Here is a 13,834-nt window from a genome sequence, read left to right as displayed (position 1 = left end):
ATCGCATTGGGGACGATGACGTATCGAAACGTGGAGCACGCCGCAGCCGTCGGCTGCGGCGTGCTCGGTACGCGATCGGAGGCCGCCGCCGAGGCCCTGCCTGTCTGGATGTTCCCCTGGGCGTTCAGAGCTGGGACCGTGATGCCTCCCCGTGGGGGCTGCCTGGTCTTGGCCTTGTGCCGGTCAGCGCTGGCGGCCGTAGTCCAGGACCTGGACGTCGATCCAGTCGATGCCACCGGACAGGCCGGCGCCGCAGCGCTGGCGCACGCGCATCCCGCTGGCGGTGGTGGTCTCCCGTGTGGTGCCGATGGCCTGGGTGCCTCCGTCGGCGCTGCGGCAGCCGATGCCCTGGGTGCGGGCGTCGGCCTCGATCTGGGCGGAGCTGGGTCCGCGGTCGAACAGGTCGTCCGGCGGGTCGGCGGTGGCCGCGGCGGGCAGGGCCAGAGCGCCGAGGGCGAGCAGCGCGCCGACGGCACTCGCGGCCAGGAGCCTGGTGATGGGTCGGGACATGATCACTTCCTTGAGGGGTTTGGGGCTGGATGCGCCCGAGGCGGAGGGCTTCCGGAGGCGCGGGTCCGGGAAGTGGCTCCCGAGGGGAGGGAGCGCGCCCGCCCCCACCCTTTCCGTATAGTAATTATTTGACTACTGTTTGTAACGATAGGTTGTTGTCGCCGCCGACTCCGCGACGCCGCAGGAACGAAGGTCGGAGCCCGTGCCCCCCTCGGAGCAAGACGCGCCTCCCCGTGGGCGATCGGCCACCTGCCCCGAAAGGCCCGTTGCGGCCACTCTCCCCCCTGAAACGATGTCACTCCTTGAAGTCAAGCAATTACAAAGGAGAGTGACGTGGGGAAGACACACCGAGGCCGCAGCATGCGCGGCCTCGCGAGAGTGGCCGTGGCCACGGTCCTGCTGCTCAGCTCCTGGGCGATCAGCGGCCTGGCCGCCTCGGCCACCGCCAGCAGCACCCAGGCCCAGGCCCCGGCTCCCAGGCCGGGCATCTACCGGATCGTCAACGTGGCCTCCCACAGCTCGCTGCGGGCCTACCACCCAGGCAGGCCAGTCTTCGTCTCCAGCACCCGGGAGAACCCGGGCCCGTTCGAGCTGTGGAAGATCGCCCAAAGCGGGGACGGTTTCACGATCGAGAACGTCGGCCTCAGCTACACCGGCGGGTCCGCCTACACCGTGGCACGGCGCACCGAGGAGGGGGAGCCGGTGGTCACCGGCCACCGGCCGACTCCCTGGTCCATCGAGACGGCCGGCGACGACCTCTACGTCATCAAGGCGCCAAATGAGGACCTGCTGTGGAACGCCGAGCCCCCGGTGGTCCCGCGAGGTGAGGTGAAGCTGCGCGGCGCGAATGGATCCGACACCCAGCGCTGGAGGCTCGAGCCCGTAAACGATTGAGACGTGTGCGCCTTCCCGCCCTGGCGACCGGAAGATGGTGGCCCCGCCGGAGCAGGCCCGGCGTAAGAACGGCTCCGCTTGAACAGCGCGGACTTTCGCGACCTTCGCGACACCCTTACGCGCACACGCGGGGAGACACCGGCGGCCGGGTGTGACACACGAAGCCATTCGGCGGGGAACCAGCGGCACCATCTGTCAGGGACCGCTGGTTCCCCGCTCGATAGCTGACGCCGTACACCGGTTCTGGACGCTACGACGCCGCGCGATCACCTGCCACCGTCATCTTCGTCTTGGCCGCCGCTGGGCACTGAGGTGCTCCGGATCGTCTCGTTTCTTCGACGGCGGTTACTGAGGTTGAACTCGTGGCGTCGCAGGGGCCGACTGTGACTTGGCATTTCACCTGGCGGGGGCTCAGCGCTTCAACCGGCGAGATGAGCATTGCGGCCGGCGAGCGAGTTGATCTCTGTTCGGCGACGGCACCTGCGGATGTCGTTGCAGAGCAGGTGCATAGGATCGCCGGCATGGCACTGCGACCTGTTCAGGTGAACATAAAGGCTCTTGACGCCTCGGCGGTCGGCCGGTTCTGGGCGGAGGCGCTCGGCTGGAGTGTTTCCGGCGGGACACCCGGCGTGACCACCTATGTTGGACCCGTCGGCGGCTTCGTCTGGCCGGACCCGGTCTCCATCTGCGTCGACGTTGTCACCGTCCCGGAACCCAAGACGACAACGAAGAACCGGGTGCACCTCGATCTCGCCACCACCTCTGCGACCCATCAGGCGGAGCTGGTCACGCGCCTGAAGGCTCTCGGTGCGACGCCCGCCGACGTGGGCCAAGACGAAGTGCCGTGGACGATCCTCGCCGACCCGGAGGGCAACGAGTTCTGCGTGCTGGAGCCCCGGGAGATCTACCAGGACACCGGGCCAATCGCCCGGGTGGTGGTCGACTGTGCGGATCCGCGGGCCATGGCCCGGTTCTGGGACCAGGCAATGGACTGGAGCCTGCACGAGGTAACTGACGATCATGCGGTGTTGCGCTCCGCCAAGGGTGTCGGCCCGTATCTCGAGTTCCTCCGCACGCCCGGCGTGAAGACCGTGCCAGACCGCGTCCATCTTGACCTGCTGCCGTACCCCGGTGACGACAGAGCGGCGGAGGTGGCCCGGCTGCGGGCCCTCGGCGCCACCGACCTCGACCTCGACCAGGGCGACGTCCCGTGGACGTGCCTGACCGACCCGGAGAGCCACGAGTTCTGCGTCCTCTCCACGTCCTGACGCGGAGCCTTGACGACACCCCGGCACGTGAGCCTTGTGCGCTCGCGTGCCGTGACCCCGGGTAGGGGGCTGCGGCCTCCCGGTCGATTCGGGACGGTCAGCGCGACGAGTGCAGGAGCTTCTCCTGGCGCGACCACCGGGACCTGCCAGCCGCAGCCCGCCAGTAGCTCGGCACCCCGATCGTGCTTGCCTAGGGCATCCTCAACGTCCACAAAGCCACCGAGCTGCGGCGGTGGGCGGCGGCCCGGGATCGGCCAACCATAGAGCAGTCCGAGCAGCGAGACGACGTCACGAGTTCAACCTCAGTAGTCAAGGGTTAGACCGTCTCGATACCCGCGGTCTCGGCCCAGGACCGGATCGGGCCCGCGTACTCGCCCCACCGCTCCGGAGCGACTTGGCCGTCGGTGGTGATGTGCAGGACGTCGGGGTGGCCGAAGGAGCGCATGATGTCTCCGACGAGGTAGGCGGCGGTGGCCACCAGGTGGCGGGTGTCGTCGGCGAGGTCGTCCAGCGGGGCGGCTCGTTCCGCCGTCGCCCCGGACCGGGCGAACTGCCCCAGCCGCGTCATCGTCCCGATCGCCAGCGTGCCGAGTTCCATGTTCACCGGTTCGGCGTCGCCGACCCTCACGCGGATCAGCGCGTCCCCTCCGGCGTAGGCGTAGTCACGCGCGTAGCGGGCGAGGAAGCGGACGCCGGACAGCACGGCGATGATGAGGGAGCGCTCGCTGAGACAGCAGGACAGGCGGTCTCCTCGCCCGTCGAGGCGAGCCCGTTCATAAGCGTCGGCCTGGTGCATGGCGATCCCGCCGGCGCCGTCGGTGTGCAGCTGGGCAGTGCGTGTCTCCGCCTGCTCGCTGAGCCCGGGGCGGAGGCCGGTGTCCAGGATCAGGCAGCGGGGGCCGGGGGCGATCCGCTCCCAGGAGTTCCAGTCGTCCGACAGCAGCACCGGATCCTTGCCGCCGAACCCGTTCTTGAAGTCGGTGAAGGTGTCCCAGTTGACGACCATGTCGCCGGGCAGGTCCGGCACGAGGGAGACCACCACCCACGATCCCGGACCGGTGGTGTACCGGTTGCGCGTGGCCTTCTCGATCTCGTCGATGCGGCCGAGCTGATCGCGGGCAAGGGCGAAGCGTGCCCGGTACCTGGTGGCGATCTCCGACTCGGACATGTTGGTGGTCGTGTGACCGATCCGGCGTGGCCACCGGTAGCCCTCGTTGATCAGGACGCCGTGCGGGGAGCGGGGGCTGCGGTGGACGGCGATGACGTAGCAGCCGATGCCGTCGCGGCCGGGGTCGGGGACGGGGATGACCTCGAACTCGGCGTAGGGGTGGACGTGGTCGCCGATGAGGCTGAGCAGCCGGGTGTGCTCCTTTTCGGATAAGGGGACGCCGGGCAGGTCGGTGAGTTGTGCGTCCTTGTCCTCCTTCGCGCCGATGATGATGAGCCCGCCCTGGGTGTTGGCCATCGCCGCGACGTCGCCGCCGGGCTTGTGCCGGTCGCCCGTCTGGGTCCCGTACAGGAGCTTGTAGTCCAGGTCAGCCGCTTCCCGGACCTTGGCGTCCTTGAGCCTGACGAGGTGCTCCCAGGTCAGGGACTCGGCGGTGATCTGCGTGCCCAGCAGCTTCTCCAGCCGCTGGGATCGGAACGTTCTCATGGGCGGGCACAGTACGCGCCATGGGCGACAACGTCGTATCCCCGCTTCGCTCTACCGAGTCAGGACAGTCGGTGGGCGCGCGGGAGCGTCGCTTCGTAGGGTGCTGCCATGCCACGAACTCCTTCAGACCCTCATCCCGTCGTGACCTACGAGGAAGAGCACACGGTCACGCTCATGTGGGAGCCCAGCTGCGCGGACGGAGAGGCGGGCCTAGTGAGGACCCGGATTGCGATCCGGACGTCGACGGCGAGTGGATGGCCGCCTGTGGCCTGTGCAAGTTTCTCGTGATGGCACCCGATGACCAGTACGCGAAGCTGTGGGCGTTCGCGGCGCGCCACGAGCAGGATCCGGATATCGGCCGCGGCATGGACCGGCTCGCCTGACATCTGGTCCGCGCTGGTCGTACGGGGGAATTGTCGCTCGAGTCCACGGCGGCGAACCCGTCGTAGCGGGTGACCGAGCGCGTGGCCCGCACCGGGGGCGGGCGGGGCGGGTTTTAGGCTGTGCGCTCATGCGCAGGCCCGTCCGTCTCAGGAGGGTTGAGCGAGAGCCCGGTGGGGAAGGGTGGTCGGCGCGCGAAGGCCCCAGGCCAAACCTCCTCCTTTGGTGTCAGGGTGCCCGCGATCTTGATAAAGCGGGCATCCGGTGCCGGGAAGCGGCCTAGCCTGGGGCCTCGGTGTTATCTGTGCATCACGCCTGAACTGTCCACAGTGATCATCGGAAGTAGGCCAGGAGTGACAGGGACGCGGCGGCAACCGCGATCACGGCGCACAGGCGGACGGTGCGGGGGGGTGCTGTCGAGGCACCCTCCGACCGTCTGGGCGATCGTGTGCACGATCTCCCCGATCCATGAGGACGGGGCGGGCGGGGGCGGTGCGGGCTGCGGCGCAGCGGGCTCGACGCCATCCGGAGGGTCGTCGGTCATCGATCTCCTTTCGTTGAATATGAACATTTCGCCCTAAATAAGGCGAAAGGCCCGCGCGGCATCGTTGCTGACGGTGGGGTCAGCGTGGAGGGGCCGCGGCGAGCCGGGGTGAACGGTCCCGGCCCTGTCTCGGGGCAGCGTGAAGTGCACCCGGTGGAGGGGTCCGGTGTTGTTCGATCACACTCAACATCGGCCGGTCATAGCGCGTAACCGATTCCGCACACTCCGCGACAGGTCACCCTTTGTGGTTAAAGAGTTACATAATGAGAGGTTCGGCGATCCCCTCTCTTCACTCCGCCGATACAGCTCCTGAGCTGCACCGATGCCCCGCCAAGGCCACCGTGGAAGAGCAACATGTCCTCACGGCCCGTGAAACGCGAGTTACGACCAGAGCAACAATCCAGCCCTTCCCGAACCGCCGTCCGGCACCGGCCCATCGCCGGACGAGCACCTGAAGTGTCTCCCCGCGGTCACCGGCCGCGACGTTACGCTTACCGGCGATTGCCCCGCGTCCCGGGGCCCGGCAGGGAAGGAAGGCGCGTATGGGAGAGCACGAAGGCAAGCCGGCCGAGCACGAAAAGCTCCGTCCTGGCAAGCCGACACCGGCACAGTCGGACGGCGCCGCGCCGGGTGGGAAGCACGAGAAGCCGAACCCGAAGAAATGAGCATGGAGCCGGGGCTGCGTGGGCTGCGCGGCCTGTTGCTGGAGTCCGGAGCGCTGACCTCCGACTGGGTGTCTGCTTTCGAGGTGGTCCCCCGCGAGCTGTTCCTGCCTGACGTGATGTGGCCCTCCACCGATCAGGGGCACATCACCGTCTCCCGGGCTGGTGATTTTGCCGAATGGCAGCGTTGGGCCAGCTCCGACGTGGCGATCGTCACGCAGTGGGACGACGGCCGCCACACCGGCACCGCTCCCGGTGAGCTGGCCACCAGCTCCAGCTCGATGCCCAGCGCGGTGTTCTCCATGTTCGCCGATCTGTCGGTGGTCAACGGGGCGCGGGTGCTGGAGATCGGCACGGGAACGGGGTGGTGCGCGGCGCTGCTGTCGGCCCGGCTCGGCGAGCGCAACGTCGTCTCCGTCGAGGTTGATGAGACGGTGGCCGAGACCGCCCGCAAGGCCCTGGCCGCCGCCGGGTGGCATCCCGAGGTCGTTACTGGCGACGGTCTGCTCGGCTGGCCGCAGCGGGCGCCCTACGACCGGATCCTCGTGACGGTAGGCGTCCACGAGGTCCCCCGGGCCTGGATCGAGCAGACCCGGCCCGGCGGGGTGCTCGTGATGCCGTGGGGGACCCGCTACAGCGGGCAAAACGCCATCGTGCGCCTGGTCGTGGCCGACGGCGGCACCGCGAGCGGGCACTTCACCGGCGCCACCCGGTTCATGCATGTGCGCTCCCAGCGCCTGCAGTGGCCCGAGTACGACGACTACCTCCCCGGCGAGGGCTGGCCCGCCGATACCCGCCACTCGACCACCGCCCTGCCTGCCGCGCAGATCGTGGACGAATCCGACTACGCCGCCTCCGACTTCGCGATCAGCCTGCTGGTGCCCGATTGCACCCGCACCTTCATGCGCAGCCCCCAAGGGGTGCAGACCATGTGGCTGTTCGGCCTGGGCGACCGGTCCTGGGCGGCGGTGTACTTCGACGAGGACGACCCCGCGCACTCGCAGGTCTACCAGGGCGGGCCGCGCAGCCTGTGGGACGAGGTCGAGGCCGCCCACCGTTGGTGGAGCGAGCAGGGACGGCCGGGGCACGAGGAGTTCGGGCTGACCGTCACCGCCGACGGCCATCAGCAGGTATGGCTGGGGGAGCCGTCGACACTCGTTCCGCAGGTCATGGCCGTGCGCTGAAGCGCCGCACTGATCGCCGGGGCTTCCACGCTCGGTGCTCAGCAAGGGCGAGAGTAGGGTCAGGTCGTGGTCGCCGTACTGGTCAACGGGCTGCCCGGGTCGGGTAAGACAACGCTCGCACGGGCCTTGGCCGTCGAACTGGGGCTTCCCTTGTTGGCCTGCCAGTAGGAGCGGAACGGTGAGCCGGGCTTACTGTCACATCCGTTGACAGTTGAGCCGATCGGCCCAACTCATGCCCCTGCTGAGAAGAGGAGACCGGGTATCTGCTCTCGTAAACGGCCGTTTGTGAGACGCGACGGTCGAGGCCTGCGCTGTCAGGTTCGGCGGGTGAGGATGCGGCAGATGTCGTCCGTGGTGCAGGTGTCCGGGTCCGTTTCGGCCGCGCGCCGGGCCAGTGCGCTCAGCGCCGTGCGGGTCGCGACGAGCTCGGCCATGCGGCGGTCGATCTCGGCGAGGTGTTCGCTGATCAGCTTGGTGACGTGCCCGCAGGGAGCCTGTCCGCCATCGCGGAGCTTCAGGATGGAGCGGATCTCGGCGAGGCTGAGCCCGGCGCCCTGGGCGTCACTGATGAAGCTGAGGCGCTGGATCGCCTCGGGCGTGTAGTCGCGGTAGCCGCCCGCGGTGCGCGGCGGCTCCGGCAGCAGCCCGGCCTGCTCGTAGAAGCGGATGGTCTTGGCCGTGACCCCACTCGAGGTGGCCAGCTCTCCGATGCGCATACCTCCACGCTACGCCTAGACCTTCCAGTGCACTGGAAGGTCTACGGTCGGTGTGAGGACATCAGACTGGGAGGAGAGCGGGATGCGGATCACGGTGCTGTCGGTACCGGACTGCCCGAATCTGCCGGTCATGCAGGATCGGATCGCCACGGCGCTCGACGGGCGTGCGGCGCGGGTGGAGACGGTCGAGGTCACCGAGGACGCCGAGGCGGCGCGCTGGGGGATGACCGGTTCGCCGACCATCCTGCTCGACGGCGTCGACCCGTTTGCGGCCGCGGGCGCGGTGACGAGCGTGTCCTGCCGCCTCTACCGGGACGAGGACGGCCGGGTCGAAGGGGCGCCCAGTGTCACGGCGCTGCGCCATGCGCTTGGAATAGGGGTGTTGGTAAGAACCGTGACACCAGCCGCCAAATAGTTGATCATGGTTTTTGGGTGTCGCCGGGGTTGTGACCGCCGTAATGATCTGCGGCTGTGAATCGTTCCTCGTTGAGTCTTGGGGACCTGGTTGAGCACTGGACGCTGGTCGGTGCCGAGCAGGACCTGGTCGCGGTCAAGCACCGCGACACGCAGCTCGGGTTCGCGCTGCTGCTGAAGTTCTACGGCCGGTTCGGGCGCTTTCCCCGGGGCCGGGCCGAGCTGCACGACGACGCGGTGGAGTTCGTCGCCCGCCAGCTCAAGGTCGACGCCGCTTCGCTGGGCTTTTACGAGTGGAGCGGCCGCACCATCGAGCGGCACCGGGCAGAGATCCGCGCCCACCACGGGTTTCGCCAGTGCACGGTCACCGACGCGGACAAGCTGATCGACTGGCTGGCCGATGGGTATGCGCAAAAGGAACGCCGCTACGAGCTGGTCAGGGACGAACTACTGGCCGAGCTGCGGGTCCGGTCGATCGAGCCGCCGACCCCGGACCGCCTGGAGCGGATCGTGCGCTCGGGGCTGCAGCGGGCCGAGAAGATCCTCGCCGAGAAGATCGCGGGAAGGCTGCCGGCCGAGGTGCGGGCGCGGCTGCTGGCACTGGTGCAGCTGGCCGAGGGAGACGATGAGGAGGCCGACCCGAGCGCGCTGGCGCTGATCAAGGCTTCGGCGGGGAATGTGAGCCTGTCGTCGATGCTGACCGAGATCTCCCGACTGGAGGCGGTGCGCGCGATAGGGCTGCCGACGGGCCTGTTCGCCGATGTGGCGCCGAAGGTACTGGCCGCCTGGCGGGCCTGGGCCGCGGTGGAGTCGCCCTCGCACCTGCGTGATCACAGCAACGAGCTGACCGTGACGCTGCTGGCGGCGCTGGTGGCCTGCCGCACCTGGGAGATCACCGACGCGCTGGTCACGCTGCTGCTGCGCACGGTGCACGCGATTCAGGCCCGCGCGGATCGGCGGGTGACCAAGCAGCTGGTGGCCGAGTTCAAGCGGGTGCACGGCAAGGAGGGGATGCTGTTCCGGGTCGCCGAGGCCGCCTCCGCCCGGCCGGATGACACGGTGCGCCAGGTGGTGTTCCCGGTCATCGGCGAGGACAACCTGCGCAACCTGGTGGCCGAGTACAAGTCGTCGGGGTCGACGTACCGGCGCACGGTGCAGCACACCTACCGGGCCTCCTACTCCAACCACTACCGCAAGGGGCTGATTCGGCTGCTGGAGGTGCTGGAGTTTCGCTGCGACAACTCCCACCGGCCGGTGCTGGAGGCTTTGGCCCTGGTGCACCGCTACCGCGCCGCCACCGACCTGACCTACTACCCGGCAGGGGAGACGGTTCCGGCGCATTCGGGCCTGTCGGGGGACTGGACGGAGCTGGCCTACCGCGTCGACGGGCGCGGCCGCCGCCGGGTGGTGCGCACGGTGTATGAGATCCGCACCTTCGAGGCGTTGTGCGACCAGCTCTAATGCAAGGGCGTGTGGGTGGTCGGGGCGATGGAGTTCCGCAACCCTGATGAGGACCTGCCGGTCGACTTCGATGCCCGGCGCACCGAGCACTACCAGGCGTTGCGCAAGCCGCTGGACCCGCGCGCCTTCATCGAGGACCTGCAGCAGGAGATGCGCGCCGAGCTCTGCGCGCTCAACGAGGCGATGCCGCTGGAATGGCTGCAGACATGAGGCTGGTCATGGGCGCCACTGTAGCGTTTGGCCCCCGTTCATCGGGCACTTCATCGGGCGGGTCTTACGGGACAGGCCGACCTTGGGCGCAACACTGTCTGCAGCCACCGGCGAAGGTGCCCGGTGAGCGATCCCCTAACGGGACACCAGTGCAAACGCCTGATCACCGTCGCGTCATCACCGCTCAAGATCAACTATTTGGCGGCCGGTGTCACGGTTCTTACCAACACCCCGACTGCGGCTCGGCTGCCCCCAGCTCACCCATCAGCAAGAACCGCGGAACGTGAGAAACCGCAGGCCAGACCTAAATCCGTTGGATTTCCGCCGTTTGCTACGGGGACCCCGTGAGAGATCACGCGGAGGCGGCCGCGCGGGCGACTGATGGATACCGACAAGTTTCCTTGTCTTGACAAATTTTCCTTTCGGTACGACGCTGGAATGGTCCCGGCACCGCCGTGGACGACGAATCCGGGCGGCCGGGCGCAAGCAGCCGCCTCTCGACAAGGAGACTGACGTGTCCGGATCCACTTCGATCGCTCGGGACGCCGCGCCGACCATGACCAGCCGTCGCGCGTTGTGGCTGCCAGGCCTCGCATTCGCCGCGGGCGGTGCTGTCGCCGCGACGGTGGTCGCCGCTGCGGCGCACACAGCCGGCGCGTCGCTCAAGATCGCCAGCGAGCCGATTCCCCTGCTGGGCTTCACGCAGCTAGCGTTCGTGTTCTCGGTCGTGGGCGTCGCGCTGGCGGCTGCTTTCCGGCGGTGGTCGGCCCACCCCGCCCTGGTGTTCACCCGGACCGCCGTCGCGCTCTTGGCGGTGTCGCTCCTGCCCGACCTCCTGATTCCCGAGGCCGATGCGGCCACGCGGGTGACGCTGATCGCCACCCACATCGCGGTCGCCGCCCTCGTCATTCCGGGGCTCCGCTCCCGCCTGCAGTGACTGCCGAGCACATCCCGAACACTGAGGAGCACCACCATGCGCACCCTGATCAGCACGGCCTTCATCTCGCTCGACGGCGTCGTGGAGGGCCCGGGCGGCGAACCCGGCTACCGCAACTCCGGCTGGACCTTCAAGGACGTCGAGTTCGTCCCCGAGGCATTCGAGATCAAGGAACGGGAGCAGCAGGAGTCCACCGCGATCCTGATGGGCCGCGTCAGCTACAAGGCGTTCAGCCCGGTCTGGCCGGACATGGCGGAGTTCGCGCACTACAAGACGATGCCGAAGTACGTCGTCTCGACCACCCTCACCGACGACAAGCTCGTCTCCAACTGGGGCGAGACCATCATCCTGCGCTCCCTGGACGAGGTCGCCGCCCTCAAGGACACCGACGGCGGCCCGATCATCGTCCACGGCAGCGCCACCCTGAACCACAGCCTCTCTGACGCGGGTCTCATCGACCGCTACCACCTGCTCGTCTTCCCGCTGCTGCTCGGCGCCGGCAAGAGGCTGTTCAGCACCACCGACAAGGACACCCAGAAGCTGAAGCTCATCGAGCACGAGGTCTACAGCAACGGCCTGCAGAAGCAGGTTTTCGACGTCGTCCGCTGACGGCGCCTGGAAGATCGCAACGGGCACAGACCTCGTCCGGCCCCGCTCGCCTTCATGTCGAACCCCGGCGGCAACCGCACTCCGGTATGCCAGCCGCCCGTGATCAATCCGAGCGCCGACCATGGTTATTGGTCCCCGAGGCCGGCCCCGGACCGCGTTGGAGACCATTACCGACGTCCCGGGCCGCCACGTGCGGTAGAGCAGCCTTCGCTGGCTACTCGTCCATGTCGGCCTGTCGGTAAGAGTGCTGCAATGAAGTACATTCCGGGGCCGTCGTCCCAGGTCACGCAGGGTTTGTGCGTCGGGCGGTCAGAGCTCGGTTTCGGCTGGGGGCAGCGAGGCAGGGGCCGTGGCCGCATTGGCGTACACGCTGTCATCAGGACTTTGACCTGTGACGATCACGGTGGGAAACCGGACAGAGTTCAGGTTTCTGTCCGGTCAGCCGCCCGGCGCGGTGTCTTTCTGCCGTATTCCGGCGGCTCCCCCAGCGGGGCATCGGCCTGCGCACCCTCAGCGACCTGATCCCGGTGGACACCAGCGTCCCGGGTCCGGCCGCGGAGATGGCCATCGCGTTGCTGGCGATGTTCGCGCAAATGGAGCGGATCTTCATGCTGGAGCGGGTCGCCAGCGCCCAGGAGGCCAGGGAGGCACGCGGTCGTGGCATCGCCGCAGTGCTCCGAGGCCGCCCCAATGGCTCTTGCTCCGTCTACGATGATCGAGATTGACGGCATATTCAGTCTTTTGATCACGGATCGCGCAGCTGCTGAGTGAAAGGACGTCATGGCGATCGAGGTGACGGCCAGCGTGCAAGACCCAGGTCATACCTTCATTCCTGAGACCGCAGGTGTCGGCACGGTCGTTTTGCTCAACGGCACGTCCAGCTCCGGCAAGACCAGTATCGCCAGGGAACTGCTCGATGTCCTGGACGGGACGTGGTTCCACATGCCGGTGGATGCGTTCCACGCGATGCGGTGCAAGCGCGAGATAGCCGACGAGGACCTGCAGGCCGAGATCGACCGCACCGTGAAGGGCTTCCACCGCGCCGTCGCCGGCATGGCCGCGGCGGGGACAACCTTGTCGTCGACTACCCGCTCAGTCGACGCTGGCGGCTGCTAGACCTTCTCGATGTGCTCGTGCCCGAAAGCACGGTGCTGGTGGCGGTGCGCTGCCCGCTGCCTGAGCTAGAGCGCCGCGAGATCGAGCGCGGCAACCGGCAACCTGGGCTGGCGGCCCTGCAGTATCACCAAGTGCACTCCCACGAACTGCATGACGTCGACGTCGACACGAGCGTCCACAGCCTGCAGGAATGTGCCTTTCAGATCCGCGACGCGCTGTCAGACCTGCCGCGCCCCACTGCTTTTGAGACGCTCAGGCGAACGCTGCGGCAACCACACTGATCACCCCGGACATCCGCAAAGCTGCTTGGCGGCGCAGGGCATCTTTGGGGGAAGACTTCCGCGTCACTGTCCGTAACGAGGAGGCCAAATAAAGGTGCTGATCCCCGGCCAAAGAGCGTTGCTCGTCACAGGCAACGGTCCTTGGCCGCGGTCCTGCTGACGCGGGGAACTCCTCAAGGATGCGGCGCTCCCCGGCCGCTGCACAAGCGCCGAGCGTGACAGTCTGCTTGACGCCGTGCCGCGCCGGTCGACGACGGCCAGACACATGCCGCAGTGCGCGGCACGGCGGTGTTTTCGGGAGTTTCGGGAGGCATCTACGCGCGGGCGCGCGAGAGGACGAGAGCTGGCGGTAGCCGATCGGTCGGCGCACAATGGCCTTTTCGTCCCGGCCTTCTGGGCCGTCTGCGAGGTGATCGGGAGTCGAGCAGCAATGGAACGGTCAGTGGCGTTAGCGAGGCGCCGGGGCGTGGCTTACCGCCACTCGCCGTTCCGATCCGGGTGGGGCGTCCGATAGGGTCCGGTGCTCGGGTCGGTGTCACCAAGGGCAAAGTAGCTCAGCGTGAGGTCTGACCGGACAGAACGTTAACTCTGTCCGGTTTCCCGCCGTGATCGTCGCAGGTCAAAGTCCTGATGACAGCGTGTACGCCAATGCGGCCACGGACCCTGCCTTGCTGCCCCCGGACGAAACCGAGCTCTGACCGCTCGACACACAAACCCTGCGTGACCTGGGACGACGGCTCCGGAATGTACTTCATTGCAGCACTCTTACCGACAGGCCGATACGGGCGGCCCGCGAGTGCCTGGTTGCCGCGATCGGCAACGTCGACATCTTGCTGGACGGGCTGTCGGCCGTGTTCGGCGAGGACTGACCGGCGCGGCCGCGGACGGCTTGACGCCCGCCCTGGTCCAAACTGGCCTTCGAGGAGTCTGAGTGCAGAAATCAGCGGTAGAGATGATCGCGAACACTTATCGCAGATAGTGACCGATCATCTG

At 67.8% G+C, this 13,834-nt stretch carries 13 protein-coding genes and 2 pseudogenes; 12 read left to right on the top strand and 3 right to left on the bottom strand.

Annotated elements, in window-relative coordinates:
* Positions 1-183: 183 nt before the first annotated feature.
* On the bottom strand, positions 184-510 hold the full coding sequence (locus tag AB0N02_RS29915; RefSeq protein ID WP_363953199.1) for a hypothetical protein: 327 nt from the start codon (positions 508-510) through the stop codon (positions 184-186).
* A 333-nt stretch (positions 511-843) separates the two neighbouring features.
* Between AB0N02_RS29915 and AB0N02_RS29910 the strand changes: the two genes are divergently transcribed.
* On the top strand, positions 844-1,404 hold the full coding sequence (locus AB0N02_RS29910; RefSeq protein ID WP_363953197.1) for a hypothetical protein: 561 nt from the start codon (positions 844-846) through the stop codon (positions 1,402-1,404).
* A gap of 521 nt (positions 1,405-1,925) precedes the next feature.
* On the top strand, positions 1,926-2,672 hold the full coding sequence (locus AB0N02_RS29905) for a VOC family protein (protein WP_363953261.1): 747 nt from the start codon (positions 1,926-1,928) through the stop codon (positions 2,670-2,672).
* A gap of 316 nt (positions 2,673-2,988) precedes the next feature.
* Here AB0N02_RS29905 and AB0N02_RS29900 read toward each other — a convergent pair whose 3' ends face one another.
* On the bottom strand, positions 2,989-4,326 hold the full coding sequence (locus AB0N02_RS29900) for an ATP-binding protein (RefSeq protein WP_363953195.1): 1,338 nt from the start codon (positions 4,324-4,326) through the stop codon (positions 2,989-2,991).
* A 1,467-nt stretch (positions 4,327-5,793) separates the two neighbouring features.
* Between AB0N02_RS29900 and AB0N02_RS29895 the strand changes: the two genes are divergently transcribed.
* The 3 genes from AB0N02_RS29895 (at position 5,794) to AB0N02_RS29885 (ending at position 7,265) form a co-directional block, all read left to right on the top strand.
* Positions 5,794-5,916 carry a hypothetical protein gene (locus tag AB0N02_RS29895; RefSeq protein ID WP_363953193.1) on the top strand — a complete coding sequence of 41 codons (123 nt, stop codon included), beginning with the start codon at positions 5,794-5,796 and terminating at the stop codon, positions 5,914-5,916.
* Positions 5,913-7,097 (top strand): methyltransferase domain-containing protein, encoded by a 1,185-nt coding sequence (locus tag AB0N02_RS29890; protein WP_363953191.1) that lies wholly within the window; start codon positions 5,913-5,915, stop codon positions 7,095-7,097. The genes AB0N02_RS29895 and AB0N02_RS29890 overlap by 4 nt, the downstream gene beginning before the upstream one ends.
* A gap of 66 nt (positions 7,098-7,163) precedes the next feature.
* Positions 7,164-7,265 carry an AAA family ATPase gene (locus AB0N02_RS29885; RefSeq protein WP_363953189.1) on the top strand — a complete coding sequence of 34 codons (102 nt, stop codon included), beginning with the start codon at positions 7,164-7,166 and terminating at the stop codon, positions 7,263-7,265.
* A gap of 146 nt (positions 7,266-7,411) precedes the next feature.
* Here AB0N02_RS29885 and AB0N02_RS29880 read toward each other — a convergent pair whose 3' ends face one another.
* Positions 7,412-7,813 (bottom strand): heavy metal-responsive transcriptional regulator, encoded by a 402-nt coding sequence (locus AB0N02_RS29880; RefSeq protein WP_363953187.1) that lies wholly within the window; start codon positions 7,811-7,813, stop codon positions 7,412-7,414.
* 82 nt (positions 7,814-7,895) lie between these two features.
* On the opposite strand from AB0N02_RS29880, the gene AB0N02_RS29875 reads away from it, so the two are divergent.
* The 7 genes and pseudogenes from AB0N02_RS29875 to AB0N02_RS29845 all read left to right on the top strand — a co-directional run bounded on the left by AB0N02_RS29875 (position 7,896) and on the right by AB0N02_RS29845 (position 12,841).
* The gene (locus AB0N02_RS29875) at positions 7,896-8,228 is read left to right on the top strand and encodes a thioredoxin family protein (protein WP_363953185.1); all 333 of its coding nucleotides are present in this window, start codon (positions 7,896-7,898) and stop codon (positions 8,226-8,228) included.
* A gap of 71 nt (positions 8,229-8,299) precedes the next feature.
* Entirely contained in the window at positions 8,300-9,688 is a 1,389-nt protein-coding gene (locus tag AB0N02_RS29870) for a DUF4158 domain-containing protein (protein WP_363953183.1), read from the top strand.
* Positions 9,689-9,697: 9 nt separating this feature from the next.
* Positions 9,698-9,898, top strand: a complete 201-nt coding sequence (locus tag AB0N02_RS29865; protein ID WP_363953181.1) for a hypothetical protein — start codon at positions 9,698-9,700, stop codon at positions 9,896-9,898.
* Between the two features lie 514 nt (positions 9,899-10,412).
* Positions 10,413-10,835 (top strand): DUF6069 family protein, encoded by a 423-nt coding sequence (locus AB0N02_RS29860; RefSeq protein ID WP_363953179.1) that lies wholly within the window; start codon positions 10,413-10,415, stop codon positions 10,833-10,835.
* A gap of 36 nt (positions 10,836-10,871) precedes the next feature.
* Complete coding sequence (locus AB0N02_RS29855) at positions 10,872-11,444, top strand: dihydrofolate reductase family protein (protein WP_363953177.1); 573 nt, start codon at positions 10,872-10,874, stop codon at positions 11,442-11,444.
* A gap of 455 nt (positions 11,445-11,899) precedes the next feature.
* Positions 11,900-12,169: pseudogene (locus tag AB0N02_RS29850) on the top strand (recombinase family protein); the annotation flags it as partial.
* 55 nt (positions 12,170-12,224) lie between these two features.
* Positions 12,225-12,841, top strand: a pseudogene (locus AB0N02_RS29845) (AAA family ATPase).
* Positions 12,842-13,834: the final 993 nt, after the last annotated feature.

It is taken from the genome of Streptosporangium sp. NPDC051022 (assembly GCF_040683035.1).
Taxonomy (GTDB): domain Bacteria; phylum Actinomycetota; class Actinomycetes; order Streptosporangiales; family Streptosporangiaceae; genus Streptosporangium.
Note: the sequence above shows the minus strand (reverse complement) of the source record. Positions and strands in the feature narration are given on the sequence as shown.